10 protein-coding genes and 1 tRNA gene are annotated in these 14,440 nt (G+C 69.0%); 7 read left to right on the top strand and 4 right to left on the bottom strand.

Features of this window, described 5'->3' with window-relative positions; all coding sequences use genetic code 11:
- The first annotated feature begins 3 nt into the window (after positions 1 to 3).
- The 3 genes from eboE to ACWDA7_RS14190 are packed head-to-tail and all read left to right on the top strand — an operon-like array spanning position 4 to position 3,751.
- Entirely contained in the window at positions 4 to 1,173 is a 1,170-nt protein-coding gene (gene eboE, locus ACWDA7_RS14200; RefSeq protein WP_450604430.1) for a metabolite traffic protein EboE, read from the top strand.
- A 14-nt stretch (positions 1,174 to 1,187) separates the two neighbouring features.
- On the top strand, positions 1,188 to 2,594 hold the full coding sequence (locus ACWDA7_RS14195; protein ID WP_450604516.1) for an alkaline phosphatase family protein: 1,407 nt from the start codon (positions 1,188 to 1,190) through the stop codon (positions 2,592 to 2,594).
- Positions 2,591 to 3,751: a sugar phosphate isomerase/epimerase family protein gene (locus ACWDA7_RS14190; RefSeq protein WP_450604429.1), complete on the top strand. Its 1,161-nt coding sequence runs from the start codon at positions 2,591 to 2,593 to the stop codon at positions 3,749 to 3,751. Before ACWDA7_RS14195 ends, ACWDA7_RS14190 begins: the two co-directional genes overlap by 4 nt.
- Positions 3,752 to 3,813: 62 nt before the next feature.
- Here ACWDA7_RS14190 and ACWDA7_RS14185 read toward each other — a convergent pair whose 3' ends face one another.
- The 4 genes from ACWDA7_RS14185 to frc all read right to left on the bottom strand — a co-directional run bounded on the left by ACWDA7_RS14185 (position 3,814) and on the right by frc (position 10,160).
- The gene (locus ACWDA7_RS14185) at positions 3,814 to 5,220 is read right to left on the bottom strand and encodes an OFA family MFS transporter (RefSeq protein ID WP_450604428.1); all 1,407 of its coding nucleotides are present in this window, start codon (positions 5,218 to 5,220) and stop codon (positions 3,814 to 3,816) included.
- 1 nt (position 5,221) lies between these two features.
- Positions 5,222 to 6,610 carry an OFA family MFS transporter gene (locus ACWDA7_RS14180; protein ID WP_450604427.1) on the bottom strand — a complete coding sequence of 463 codons (1,389 nt, stop codon included), beginning with the start codon at positions 6,608 to 6,610 and terminating at the stop codon, positions 5,222 to 5,224.
- Between the two features lie 120 nt (positions 6,611 to 6,730).
- Positions 6,731 to 8,926, bottom strand: coding sequence for an acetate--CoA ligase family protein (locus ACWDA7_RS14175; RefSeq protein WP_450604515.1), 2,196 nt, complete (start codon positions 8,924 to 8,926; stop codon positions 6,731 to 6,733).
- Between the two features lie 4 nt (positions 8,927 to 8,930).
- Positions 8,931 to 10,160 (bottom strand): formyl-CoA transferase, encoded by a 1,230-nt coding sequence (gene frc / locus ACWDA7_RS14170; protein ID WP_450604426.1) that lies wholly within the window; start codon positions 10,158 to 10,160, stop codon positions 8,931 to 8,933.
- A gap of 248 nt (positions 10,161 to 10,408) precedes the next feature.
- Here frc and sucC point away from each other — a divergent pair, with 248 nt between their 5' ends.
- From sucC to ACWDA7_RS14150, 4 genes are all read left to right on the top strand, one after another.
- The gene (gene sucC / locus ACWDA7_RS14165) at positions 10,409 to 11,539 is read left to right on the top strand and encodes an ADP-forming succinate--CoA ligase subunit beta (RefSeq protein ID WP_450604425.1); all 1,131 of its coding nucleotides are present in this window, start codon (positions 10,409 to 10,411) and stop codon (positions 11,537 to 11,539) included.
- 11 nt (positions 11,540 to 11,550) lie between these two features.
- Positions 11,551 to 12,450, top strand: coding sequence for a succinate--CoA ligase subunit alpha (sucD, locus tag ACWDA7_RS14160; protein ID WP_450604424.1), 900 nt, complete (start codon positions 11,551 to 11,553; stop codon positions 12,448 to 12,450).
- 146 nt (positions 12,451 to 12,596) lie between these two features.
- Positions 12,597 to 14,138, top strand: coding sequence for an aldehyde dehydrogenase family protein (locus ACWDA7_RS14155; RefSeq protein WP_450604422.1), 1,542 nt, complete (start codon positions 12,597 to 12,599; stop codon positions 14,136 to 14,138).
- Between the two features lie 217 nt (positions 14,139 to 14,355).
- A tRNA-Leu gene (locus tag ACWDA7_RS14150) sits at positions 14,356 to 14,440 on the top strand.

The raw sequence follows: 14,440 nt of genomic DNA, 5'->3' as shown, positions 1-14,440 counted from the left end.
CCGATGCGTTTCCGCCACCCCGACGGCACCACCGTCCACCTCGCCTACTGCACCAACGTGCACCCGGCGGAAACCCTCGACGGCGTCCTCGCCCAGCTCCGCGACCACTGCGAGGCCGTCCGCCGCCGCCTCGGCCGCGACCGCCTGGGGATCGGCCTCTGGCTCGCCGCCGACACCGCGCGGGCCCTCGTCACCGACCCGTCCACGCTGCGCCGTCTGCGCACCGAACTCGACCATCGCGGCCTCGAGGTCGTCACCCTCAACGGCTTCCCGTACGAGGGCTTCGGCGCCGAGCAGGTCAAGTACCGTGTCTACAAGCCGGACTGGGGCGACCCGGTACGCCTCGAGCACACCACCGCCCTCGCCCACGTCCTCGCGGCCCTGCTTCCCGGCGACGTGACCGAGGGCAGCATCTCCACCCTGCCGCTCTTCTGGCGCACCGCCGACGACGGGCGGCGCGCGCAGACGGCCCACGCGGCTCTGCGCACCCTCGGCCAACGCCTCGACGCCCTGTCGGAGCTGACCGGCCGTTCGATCCGTGTCGGCCTGGAGCCGGAACCGGGCTGCACCGTCGAGACCACCGGCGACGCCATCGCCCCGCTGACCGCGATCGGCCACGACCGCGTCGGCGTCTGCGTGGACACGTGCCACCTCGCCACCTCCTTCGAAGATCCGCACACGGCTCTGGACGCGCTCGGCCGGGCCCGTATCCCCGTCGTGAAAACCCAGATGTCCGCCGCCCTGCACGCCGAACACCCCCACCTCCCCGATGTCCGGGCGGCCCTCGCCGCCTTCGACGAACCCCGTTTCCTGCACCAGACCCGCGCCGCCACAACCGCCGGCCCGCGCGGCACCGACGACCTCGGCGAGGCCCTGCGGGGAGGCGTCCTGCCGGGCGGCACCCCATGGCGAGCCCACTTCCACGTCCCGCTGCACGCGGCCCCAGCCGCACCCCTGACCTCCACACTCGACGTCCTGAAGGCGGCACTGGCCCACCTCCTCGGCGGCCCGCATCCCCTCACCCGTCACCTCGAGGTCGAGACCTACACCTGGCAGGTCCTCCCGCCCGAGCTGCGGCCCCACACCAGCGCCCGGCTAGCCGACGGCATCGCCGCCGAACTCACCCTCGCCCGCGACCTGTTGACCGACCTTGGCCTGAAGGAACTCCCATGAGCGCCCGACGGACCATGACCGGCCCCACCCCGCTGCTCGTGCTGGACGTCGTCGGGCTCACCCCTCGTCTCCTCGACCACATGCCCCACCTCCAGGCGCTCGCCCGGTCCGGTTCCCACGCGCCGCTCGGCACTGTCCTGCCCGCCGTGACCTGTGCCGCCCAGTCCACCTTCCTGACCGGCGCTCTGCCCTGCGAGCACGGCATCGTCGGCAACGGCTGGTACTTCCGCGAACTCGGCGACGTACTCCTGTGGCGGCAGCACAACGGTCTCGTCGCCGGGGACAAGCTGTGGGACGCGGCCCGCCGCGCCCAGCCCGGCTACACGGTCGCCAACATCTGCTGGTGGTACGCCATGGGCGCCGACACCGACATCACCGTCACTCCGCGCCCCGTCTACTACTCCGACGGCCGCAAGGAACCCGACTGCTACACCAGGCCCCCGGCCCTGCACGACGAACTCACCGAGCAATTGGGCACGTTCCCCCTCTTCCACTTCTGGGGGCCCGGGGCCGACCTGGTCTCCAGCCGATGGATCATCGACGCCACCCGCCACATCCTGCGCACCCGCCACCCCGACCTGGCCCTGTGCTACATCCCTCACCTCGACTACGACTTGCAGCGCTTCGGCCCCGACGACCCGCGCTCTCTGAAAGCGGCCACGGAACTGGACGCCGCCATGGCCCCCCTCCTGGAAGACGCACGTGCCGAGGGCCGTACCGTCGTCGCGCTGTCCGAGTACGGCATCACCCGCGTGGACCGCCCGGTCGACATCAACCGCGCCCTGCGCCGCGCAGGCCTGCTCGAGGTGCACACGCAGGACGGCATGGAATACCTCGACCCGATGGCCTCCCGTGCCTTCGCGGTCGCCGACCACCAGATCGCCCACGTCTACGTGCGGCGCCCTGAGGACTTCGACGCCACCCGGGCCGCACTCGCCGACCTGCCCGGCATCGCGGAACTCCTCGACGACGAGGGCAAGAAGGCCCATCACCTTGACCATCCGCGCTCCGGTGAACTCGTCGCGGTCGCGGAGCCGGACGCCTGGTTCACGTACTACTACTGGCTCGACGACGACCACGCGCCCGACTTCGCGCGACTCGTCGAGATCCACCGCAAACCCGGCTACGACCCGGTCGAGCTCTTCATGGATCCGCTCGACCCCTACGTCAAGGTCAAGGCGGCTACCGCCCTGGCCCGCAAGAAACTCGGCATGCGCTACCGCATGGCGATCGTGCCCCTCGACCCGTCCCCCCTGCGCGGCAGCCACGGCCGCCTTCCCATGAGCGACGACGACGGTCCGCTCATCATCTGCTCCACCCCCCGCGCTGTCGGCGACCGCGTCGCGGCCACCGACGTGAAGTCACTCCTGCTCGCCCTGGCGGGCCTACCGGACCACCAGACAAGAGAGAGGCACCCGTGAACGACTTCCACACCACCGTCAACGGCACCGACGAACCCCTGCGCCGCAGCCTCGGCATCGACCGCCGCCGCTTCCTGGGCACGTGTACCGCCGTCGCGGCGGGGGCGATCGCCGCTCCCGTGTTCGGCGCGGGCCCGGCGCAGGCCGCGCCAGCGGCCCCGGCGGACGAGCAGGCCAAGGGGCAGTTGCTCGTCCCCGCGGACAAGCGCGGCATCATCCTCTACACGGTCCGCGACGCCACCGGCCGCGACCCGCTCTCCACCGACCTGCCCTCCGGGTTCCGCGAGGTGTTCAAGCAGCTCAGCCGCTTCGGCTACCGCCAGGTCGAGTTCGCGGGCTACGGGCAGCACGCCAACGCGCCCGGCGGCGCCAACCTGGAGTCCGTCGAGGGCGCCGGGCTGCTGCGCGGCTGGCTGGACGAGTACGGGCTGCGGGCGCAGGGCAACCACGGCTTCATCCCCGGCTCCTGGCCCTTGACCACCGCGGACCTCGACACCTTCAAGAAGCACCTCGAGATCGCGAACATCCTCGGCATGGACCACATGGGCACCGGCGGTGACCCCACCAGCAGCTCCTACAAGGCCGACTGGGACGTGGCCGCCGACAAGTGGCACGTCCTCGGTGAGATCGCCCGCAAGGCCGGGATCAAGCTCTACACCCACAACCACGACACGGCGTACGGCTTCCTGATCGACGGCGGACCGCTCGACGCCCAGGGCCGCCCGACCCGCAGCTCCGGCATCCGCAAGCTGGAGTACTTCCTGTCCATCACCGACCCGAAGGTGATCTGGCTGGAGATGGACATCTTCTGGGCGCACGTGGCCCAGTACAAGTTCCACACGTACACCGCCCACGACGGCTCCACCCAGGAGAACGTCTTCGACCCGGCGGGCCTGGTCGTCCGCCACAACAAGCGCTACCCGCTGTTCCACGCGAAGGACGGCGTCGTCAACACCACCAACGGGATGGGCTACGACATGGTCCCGTTCGGCACCGGTGTCATCGACTACACGACGTTCTTCTCCCGTGTCGGGCACCCCAACTACCACAACCCGATGGTGGAGCAGGACAACGCGCCCAGCTCCACCAACCCGGCCCAGTCGCTGGAACACGCACGGATCGGCTACGGCAACCTGGCCGCCCTGCGCCGGAAGTAGCGGGCCACACAGGAACACGAGGAGGCCCTCCCCGGGGAGGGCCTCCTCGCCTACGCGGTGGATCAGGCCGTCGGCTGCGGTTGTGGCTGCGGAGCCGTTGTGGCCCTCAGGTCCCGCCCCGGCTGGCGCAGCAGCAGCGCGATCGCCGCCGCCACCATGGAGACGCCGCCCGCCAGGGCGTACGCGCCGTTGTAGCCCCACGCGGCGACCACCATCGAGCCGAGACCGCCGCCGAACAGGCCGCTGATCAGCTTGCCGCTGTACACCAGGCCGTAGTTGGTGGCGTTGTAGTTCTCGCCGAAGTAGTCCGGGGTGAGGGCCGCGAACATCGGGTAGAACGCGCCGCCGCCGAAGCCGGAGAGGAAGGCGAAGAAGAGGAACAGCCATTCGCTCTTGATGTCACCGGCCCAGATCACCCCGAACTGGGCGAGGCCCAGGACGACGATGACGAACACCAGGGTCAGCTTGCGGCCCCAGATGTCGGACAGCCAGCCCACGACACCGCGGCCGATGCCGTTGATGACGGCCATGACGCCCATCGACGAGGCCGCCACCAGGGGGCCGAAGCCCACTTCCTTGGCGAAGTCGACCTGGAAGGAGATTCCGAAGATCGACACGCCGGCGGTCAGCACGATGGACACCCACATGAGCGGCAGCATGCCCGTCCTGACGGCCTCCATCGGCGTGTACTGCTTCGCCGCCGGCGGGTTCTTGGCCAGGCTCACCGCGTTCTTCTGGTTGCCGGAGAAGGTCAGCGGGTCGATGTCGCCGGGCCACCAGTTCTTCGGCGGGTCCTTGAAGAAGAAGGCGCAGGCGAAGACGACGACCAGGATGTAGCAGCCGATCAGGTCCAGCACCCGGTGGTAGTTCGCGGTGTCGAACGCGTAGTTGAAGATGAAGATGAACGGCAGCGAGCCGTACGCGAAGCCGCCGTTGACGAACCCGGTTCGCGCGCCGCGCCGTTCGGGGAACCACTTGCCGACCATGTTGATGCAGGTCGCGTAGATCAGTCCGGCGCCGAGGCCGCCGACGACGCCGAAGCCCAGGATCGCCAGCAGTACGTTGTCCAGGTGCGACAAGGCAAGGAAGCCGACGACGCACATCCCGGAGCCGACGAACATGGCCTTGCGCGCGGTCAGGATGCCCTTCTCCCGCAGCCAGCCAGCCGGGAAGGCGACACCGGCCTGGAAGAAGACCCAGACGCTGAGGATCCAGAAGGTGTTGCTCTGCGTCCAGCCGTGGGCGTGGGAGAGGGTGTCCTCCGCGGAGCCGTAGGCGTATTCGAAGACGCTGATGGCCATCATGGCGATCCACGGCAGATACACCATGAGTTTGCGGGAGTGGCCGAGGATGTCCCGGTCGGTCTCACCGATGCGGTAGACACGGCCGTGGGAGTCGGTCACCTCGCGGTAGGGACGGTTCGCGGCGTCGGCCGACGAGCTGTTGGTTGCTATGGGGTCTGCCGTCATGTCAGGCCATCTCCTCGCCGAGCGGCTGCGGGTTGGGGAGGATGCGCCGGGCCTTGGGCCTGCCCGGAGCCTTGAGGAAGAGCGCCAGCACTGCGGAGGCCAGTCCGATGGATCCCGCCAGGACGAACGCGCCGTCGTAGTCCCACTCACCGACGACGACCGCGCCCAGGCCGGAGCCGACGAGCCCGGAGATCAGCTTCGAGCTGTAGACGATTCCGTAGTTGGAGGCGTTGTGGTTCTCACCGAAGTAGTCCGCGGTCATGGCTGCGAACAGCGGGAAGATCGCGCCGCCGCCGAAGCCCGAGACCATGGAGCAGAACAGGAAGAACGGCATGCTGCCCATCTGGCCGGAGACCAGCACGCCGAACTGCGCCGTGCCGAGCACGATGCAGACGATGATCAGTGTGTTTCTGCGGCCGTAGCGGTCGGAGATCCAGCCGATGACGCCGCGTCCGGTGCCGTTGACGATCGCCTTCAGGGACATCGCCGTGGCGACGATGCCGCCCGCGAAGCCCATGTCCTTGCCGAACGGGACCTGCATGGCGATCCCGAAGATGTTGATGCCGGCCGTGCACAGCAGACAGAACCACATCATCCACAGCACGGGCGTGCGCGCGGCCTCCCTGGGGGTGTACTGCTTGACCGCCGGAGGGTTCTTCTGCAGCGCCCGGCGGATCTTCGGGTCGTCGGCGGCCGTGAGCGGGTCGACGTGCGCGGGCCACCAGTTCCTCGGGGGGTCCCTGAAGAAGACGCCCACCGTGGCCACCACCAGGCACAGCCCGATGCCGACCGCGGTCAGTACGGCCTTGTAGTTGCTCAGGTCCAGCACGGAGGTGAAGAGGAAGACGAAGGGCACGGATCCGTAGGCGAAGCCGCCGTTGACGAAGCCGGTCTTGCCGCCCTTTCGCTCCGGATACCACTTGCCGACCATGTTCACGCAGGTCGCGTAGACGAGGCCGGCGCCTATACCGCTGCACATGCCGAAGCCGAGGTAGGCGACGAGCACGTTCGGCGCGTAGGCCAGTGACAGATAGCCCAGCAGGGTGCCGAGCGCGCCGATCATCATGGCCGTACGGGCGGGCAGTTTCCCGCTCTCCCGCAGCTGACCGGCGGGGAAGGCCACGGCCGCCTGGAAGAACACCCAGACGCCCATGAGCCAGAAGATGTGGCCACTGCTCCACAGGTGAGCCTCGTGAAGCGTGTCCTCCGCCGACGTGAACGCATACTCGGCGGAGCTGATGCCCATCATGCCCACCCAGGGCAGAATGACCATCCATTTCCGTGGTCGGCCCATGATGTCGACGTCTGATTCGCCGACCCGATACACGCGGCCGTTCCGGTCCGTCACCTCCCTGAACGGGACGGAGGTCGAATAGTCGGTGGTTGCCATTGCTCAGTACCCCTAGCGTCGAAAGATCTGGCCAGCGCCCCCTGTCCAATGCCTTTCGTGCGCGCACGGGTCCCGGGCGCGGCCGACGCGCACCGTCGGCCGGGCCCGCTTCCGCTCAGGTCATGACCCGCCCCCCAACATCCCGCCGTCTCCCGCCACGGCCCTGACGGAAGGGCCTTCGGCCCTCAGCCGTCCGGCGGCCCGCGCCCATCGGTACTTCGCACCGAGCACGGCCACCGGCTTCTCGGTGGTGTAGGGGTACGCCACGACCCCTCGCTCGTAGAGGTACTGGCTGGCTTCCTCGACCTCGACATCGCCGGCGAGCGACGCCACCACCGGCTTCTCGATGCCGCGTTCGCGGTACTCGGCCACCACGCGCGCGGTGAGCTCGGCGAACACCATGGGAGGAGTCACGATGGTGTGCCAGTAGCCGAGGACGAGCGCGTGGATCCGCGGGTCCTCAAGACCCAGCCGGATCGTGGCCTCGTACGTCGACGGCGGCTCACCGCCGGTGATGTCCACCGGGTTGCCCGCGGCCCCGAAGGGCGGGATGAACTTCCTGAAGGCCGCGTCCAGGTCGGGCGGGATCTCCATCAGGGACAGGCCGTTGTCGCTGACCGCGTCGGACAGCAGCACGCCGCTGCCGCCGGCGCCCGTGATGATCACGACGTTGCCGCCCTTGGGGGTGGGCAGCACCGGCAACGCGCGCGCGTACTCCAGCATGTCGTTCAGTCCGGGCGCCCTGATGACACCGGCCTGGCGCAGGATGTCGTCGTACACGGCGTCGTCGCCCGCGAGCGCCCCGGTGTGCGAACCTGCGGCCCTCGCGCCCGCGGCTGTACGCCCCGCCTTCAGCACCACGACCGGCTTCTTCGGCACGGTCGCGCGTGCCGCCTCCACGAAGGCACGCCCGTCCTTGAGGTCCTCCAAGTGCATGGCGATGCACTCGGTGTGCGGGTCCTCGCCGAACCACGTCAGCAGGTCGTCCTCGTCGAGGTCCGACTTGTTGCCGAGCCCGACGATCGCGGACACGCCCGTCTTCGTAGTCCGCGCGAAGCCCAGGATGGCCATCCCGATCCCGCCGGACTGCGAGGTCAGTGCGACACCGCCCTTGACGTCGTACGGCGTGCAGAACGTGGCGCACAGGTCCTGCCAGGTGGAGTAGTAGCCGTAGATGTTCGGCCCGAGCAGCCGGATGCCGTACCGCTCGCCGATCGCCACGACCTGCTCCTGCAGTTCGTGCTCGCCGGTCTCGGCGAACCCGGAGGGGATGAGGACGGCGTTGGGGATCTTCTTGCGTCCGACCTCCTCCAGCGCCGCGGCCACGAACTGGGCGGGAATAGCGAAGACCGCCACATCCACCTCACCGGGAACGTCCGTGACACTCTTGTACGCCTTGCGGCCCAGAATGTCATCGGCCTTGGGATTCACCGGATGAATCTCTCCGGGGAAGCCGCCGTCGACGAGGTTGCGCATCACCGAATTGCCGATCTTGCCCTGCTCGTTGGAGGCGCCGATCACGGCCACCGACGACGGCTGCATCAACCGGCGCATGGACGTGAGGATCTCGTCGCGCGTGTAGCGCCTGCGCTCCTTGGCGGGGGTCTTGGAGAGGATGACACGGATGTCGGCCGCGACGGCGCCCTCGGGGGTGGCGATCACCGGGTTGAGGTCCACCTCGGCGATCTCCGGGAAGTCGGCTACGAGTTGGGAGACCCGACAGATCTGCTCGCCCACCGCCCACCGGTCCACGCCCGCCCGGCCGCGCACTCCGCGCAGGATCTCCGCCGAGCGGATGGAGTCCAGCATGGACAGTGCTTCGTCGGCGTCCACGGGCGCGAGCCGGAACGTGACGTCCTTGAGGACCTCGACGAGCACCCCGCCGAGACCGAAGGCCACGACCTTGCCGAAGGTGGGGTCGGTCACCGCGCCGACGATGACCTCCTGGCCCTGCGGCAGCAACTCCTGTACCTGCACGCCCTCGATACGGGCGTCGGCTTTGTGGTTGCGCGCGTTCTCGATGATCGTGTGGAACGCGGCACGCACGTCCTCGGCGCCCTCCACGCCGACGATCACACCCCCGGCGTCGGTCTTGTGCAGGATGTCGGGGGAGACGATCTTCATGACGACAGGTCCGCCGAAGCGTGCGGCGTACGCCACCGCCTCTTCGACGTCCGTCGCCAACTCCTCGCCCGGTACGGCGATCCCGTACGCGTCGGCGATCACCTTGCCCTCGGGCGCGGTGAGCGCGGTCCGCCCCTCGGCCCGCACCGCGTCAAGGACGGACCTGACCGTCAGCTCCCGGTCTTCGGCCATCACGTCAGATCACTCCGTTCGACTTGAGCAGGCGCAACTCCTCGTCTCCGAGGCCGAGTTCTCCGATGTAGATCTCCTCGTTGTGCTCGCCGAGCAGCGGCGAACCCGTCACCTCGACCGGGGAGTCGGAGAGCTTGAGCGGGCTGCCGACGGTCACGAACTCGCCGCGCTCCGGGTGCGGTACACGCACCACCATCTCGTTGGCGGCCAGTGACTCGTCCTCGATGATCTCCTTGGTGGACAGGATCGGCCCGCACGGGATGTTGTGGGCGTTGAGCCGCTCGAGGACCTCCCACTTGGGCAGCGTGGAGGACCACTCCTCGATCATCTGGAACATCTTGGCGAGCTTCGGCAGCCTGGACCGGGGCGTCGCCCACTCGGGGTCGTCCGCGAGTTCGGGCCGGCCGATGAGCTCGCTGATCGGCTTCCAGCCGACGGGCTGGACGATGACGTACACGTAGTCGTTCGGGCCGCCCGGTGCGCACTTGACCGCCCAACCGGGCTGGCCGCCGCCGGACGCGTTGCCCGAGCGGGGGACTTCGTCGCCGAAGTCCTCGTTGGGGTATTCGGCGAGCCGCCCGTGTGCCAGGCGTTGCTGATCGCGCAGCTTGACCCGGCACAGGTTGAGAACGGCGTGCTGCATGGCCACGTTGACCCGCTGCCCGCGCCCGGTGTTCTCCCGCTGGAACAGGGCCGCGAGAATCCCCGCCACGGCGTGCACTCCCGTGCCCGAGTCCCCGATCTGGGCCCCGGTCGCGAGTGGGGGTCCGTCCTCGAAGCCGGTGGTCGACATCGACCCGCCCATGGCCTGCGCGACGACCTCGTACGCCTTGAAGTTGGTGTACGGGCCGTCGCCGAACCCCTTGATGGAGGCATAAACGATGCGTGGATTGATCTCCTGGATGCGGTCCCAGGTGAAGCCCATGCGGTCGATGGCGCCCGGTCCGAAGTTCTCGACCATGACGTCGGAGCGGCGGATCAGCTCGGTGAGGAGCTCCTTGCCGCGCTCGGTCTTGGTGTTGAGCGTGATGCTCCGCTTGTTGCAGTTGAGCATCGTGAAGTAAAGGGAGTCGACGTCCGGGAGGTCGCGCAGCTGCCCACGCGTGATGTCCCCGGTCGGCGCCTCCAGTTTGACGACATCGGCACCGAGCCAGGCGAGCAGCTGGGTTGCGGAAGGACCGGACTGCACATGGGTCATGTCCAGGACGCGGATGCCGTCGAGGGCTTTGGTCATGACAGCGCTCCTCACTCGTACGTGGTCTGGTTCGCCCTTGCGGGGCCGTGCGCGTCCGGGTGTGCCCGGACGTCAAGCAATGAGGGCTTCCCAGGAGGTCGGGACGCCCTCGGGTACATTGCATACAGTCGACGAATACTGTATGAAGCTTGTTTATCCCGCATCCAGTGAGTGGTGTCCAGGGGGCGTGCGGCACTTTTCAGTCGTCGGAGGCCGGCCTCTCGACGACATCGCAGACAGGAGCCGAGATGGACCTGTACGAACATCAGGCAAGAGAGCTGTTCGAGGAACACGGCATCGTGGTGCCGAGGGCCGAGGTCACCGACTCGCCCAAGGAGGCCCGTGACATCGCCCGCCGGCTCGGCGGCCAGGTCGTCGTCAAGGCTCAGGTGAAGACGGGCGGCCGCGGCAAGGCGGGCGGCGTCAAGCTTGCCGCCGACCCGGCGTCCGCCGAACTGACGGCGCGCCAGATCCTGGGCATGGACATCAAAGGGCACACGGTCGGCAAGGTGATGCTCGCCGAACCCGTCTCCATCGAGCGCGAGTTCTACGTGAGTTATGTACTCGACCGCGCCGCGGGCCGCTTTCTCGCCATCGCCTCGGCCGAGGGAGGCATGGAGATCGAGGAGGTCGCCGCGAGCCGTCCGGAAGCGGTGGCGCGCGTACACATCGACCCGGCCGAGGGCGTCACCTCCTCGAAGGCGGGCGAGATCGCGGCGGCGGCCGGCCTGCCGGCCCGGACCGTCGACGTGCTCGTACGGCTGTGGCAGGTGCTCGTCCGCGAGGACGCCGTACTCGTCGAGGTCAACCCGCTCGTGCAGACGCAGCAGGGCCACATCCTCGCCCTGGACGGCAAGGTCACCCTCGACGACAACGCCCGTTTCCGGCAGACCCGCTGGGGCGCAGAGGACGCGGAGCACGACGACCCGCTCGAGGCACGGGCCGCCGCCAAGGGCCTCAACTACGTCAAGCTGGACGGCGAGGTCGGCATCATCGGCAACGGCGCAGGCCTCGTCATGTCGACGCTCGACGTGGTCGCGGGCTGCGGCGCCCGACCCGCCAACTTCCTCGACATCGGCGGCGGAGCGTCCGCCCGCGTCATGGCCGACGGCCTGTCGGTCATCCTCTCCGACCCGGCCGTCAAGTCGGTCTTCGTCAATGTCTTCGGCGGCATCACCGCCTGCGACGCGGTCGCCGACGGCATCGTGCAGGCGCTGGACTCCGTCCGGCTCACCAAGCCGCTGGTCGTCCGCCTGGACGGCAACAACGCGGCGCGGGGACGCGCGATCCTCGACGACCGCGCGCATCCCCTGATCCAGCAGGCCACCACCATGGACGGCGCCGCGCGCCGGGCCGCCCAACTCGCAGGCGCCGTCTGAAGGAGCACGCCATGGCCATCCACCTCACCACGGAGAGCAAGGTCCTCGTCCAGGGCATGACCGGCGGCGAGGGCATGAAGCACACCCGTCGCATGCTCGCGGCCGGTACGGACGTCGTCGGCGGCGTCAACCCGCGCAAGGCGGGCCGTACCGTCGACTTCGACGACCGTACGGTCCCCGTCTTCGGCACGGTGCGCGAGGGCATGGAGGCGACCGGCGCCGACGTCACCGTCGTCTTCGTGCCACCCGCCTTCGCCAAGGCCGCGGTGATGGAAGCCGCCGAGGCGGGCATCGGCCTCGCCGTCGTCATCACGGAGGGCATCCCGGTACACGACTCGGTCGCCCTCATCGCGTACGCCAAGGCGAACGCCACCCGAATCATCGGCCCGAACTGCCCGGGCCTGATCACCCCCGGCCAGTCGAACGCCGGCATCATCCCCTCCGACATCACCAAGCCGGGCCGCATCGGCCTGGTGTCGAAGTCCGGCACGCTCACGTACCAGCTCATGTACGAGCTGCGGGACATCGGCTTCTCCACCTGTGTCGGCATCGGCGGTGACCCCGTCGTCGGCACCACCCACATCGACTGCCTGGCCGCCTTCGAGGCCGACCCCGACACCGAACTAATCGTGATGATCGGCGAGATCGGCGGCGACGCGGAGGAACGGGCGGCCGACTACATCCGCGAGCACGTCACCAAGCCCGTCGTGGGCTATATCGCGGGCTTCACCGCCCCCGAAGGGAAGACCATGGGCCACGCCGGCGCCATCGTCTCCGGCTCCTCCGGCACCGCACAGGCGAAGAAAGCGGCGCTGGAAGGGGTAGGAGTGAAGGTGGGCGGAACCCCCACCGAGACGGCGCACCTGGTACTCGCCCTGCTGGAAGCGGAGCGTGACGTCACTCATAGTTGACGTGAGATCACTTACAGGTGCGCCGGCGCCTCGCTAGCGTCCCACGTACGACGTCCGAGTACGACATGTGCGATCACGACGATCACGTACACGGACGAGCCATGCACCCCCCGCCCCCGAATGTGCACCGAGAGCGGAGCTATCCGATGGCACCCACCCTCACCCTCAAGTCCGGAACGTCCTGGACCGACGCCTGGCAGCGCTGCCTGGCCGTCGCTCCCGAGGCCTTCCGGGACGACCGTGTCCTCAACCTCTGGAACTCCTCCTGGCAGCTGGACGGCCGGGCACTGCCCGCCACCAGCCCGGTGGACGGCAGCCCCATCGCGAGCCCACCGCGCCTGGACCGGGCGGCCGCCCGGCGCGCCGTGCAGGCCTCGCTCGACCAGCACCGCGCCTGGCGCCACGTGCCCCTGCCCGAACGCCGGGCCCGCGTCGCCGCGACCCTGGACGCACTCACCGAGCACCGCGAACTGCTCGCCCTGCTCCTCGTCTGGGAGATCGGCAAGCCCTGGCGGCTCGCCCAGGCCGACGTGGACCGGGCGATCGACGGCGTGCGCTGGTACGTCGACGGAATCGAACCGATGATCGGCGACCGAGTCCCGCTGGACGGCCCGGTCTCGAATATCGCGAGCTGGAACTACCCGATGAGCGTGCTGGTCCACGCGATGCTGGTCCAGGCCCTGGCAGGGAACGCGGTCATCGCCAAGACCCCGACCGACGGCGGTCTCGCCTGCCTCACCCTGGCCTGCGCGCTCGCCGCACGCGAGGGCATACCGGTCACCCTCGTCAGTGGCAGCGGCGGAGAGCTGTCGGAGTCACTCGTACGGGCGCCCGAGATCGGCTGCGTCTCGTTCGTCGGCGGCCGCGACACGGGCGCCGCAGTGGCCACGGCCGTCGCCGACCTCGGCAAGCGGCACATCCTCGAACAAGAGGGCCTGAACACCTGGGGCATCTGGAACCACACGGACTGGGAGTCGTTGACGGCGGTCATCCCGAAGCTCTTCGACTACGGCAAGCAGCGCTGCACCGCATATCCGCGCTTCGTCGTCCAGCGCGAGCTGTTCGACGAGTTCCTGGCGGCGTACCTGCCAGCGGTCCGCACCCTCAAGGTGGGCCACCCGCTGGCGGTGGAGAATCAGGACGACCCCTACCCGGCCCTGGACTTCGGCCCGCTGATCAACGCGGCCAAGGCGAAGGAGCTGACCGACCAGGTCACCGAGGCGATCGACCGCGGCGCGATCCCGCTGCACCGCGGCAACGCGGAGGACGCGCGCTTCCTGCCCGGCCAGGACACATCGGCGTACGTCCACCCGGTGACGCTCCTGAACCCGCCCCCCTCCTCTCCGCTCCACCACGCGGAACCGTTCGGCCCGGTCGACACGATCGTCCTGGTCGACACGGAGGCGGAGCTGCTGGCGGCGATGAACGCGTCCAACGGCGCGCTGGTCGCCACGCTGTCCACGGACGACAGGACCACGTACGACCGCCTGGCCCCGCAGATCCGCGCCTTCAAGGTCGGCCACGGCAAGCCGCGCTCCCGCGGCGACCGCGATGAACTGTTCGGCGGCTTCGGCGCGTCCTGGCGCGGCGCGTTCGTGGGCGGCGACCTGCTGGTCCGCGCGGTGACACAGGGCCCGGAGGGGGAGCGGCTGCCGGGCAACTTCCCGGAGTACCAGCTGATGCCATGACGGCTGCCGGGCGGTGCGCGCCCCATGCGGGCACCGCCCGGCTGTATCCCTGCTGACCTGGCCTTTTCCGTGTCGATGTAGTCGCTCGGCTGCTGAGAGTGAGAGGGCGCTCGAACGCCCCCAGGCCAGGAATATGCAGGTGAATGCCACTCCGAAACCTTGGTATTGTTGTCCCTGTCGCCGCGGGGAAGACCTCCGGCCAGGCGGCAGACACCTAGTCCGGGTGGCGGAATGGCAGACGCGCTAGCTTGAGGTGCTAGTGCCCTTTATCGGGCGTGGGGGTTCAAGTCCCCCCTCGGACA

It is taken from the genome of Streptomyces sp. NPDC001156, assembly GCF_053598275.1.
Note: the sequence above shows the minus strand (reverse complement) of the source record. Positions and strands in the feature narration are given on the sequence as shown.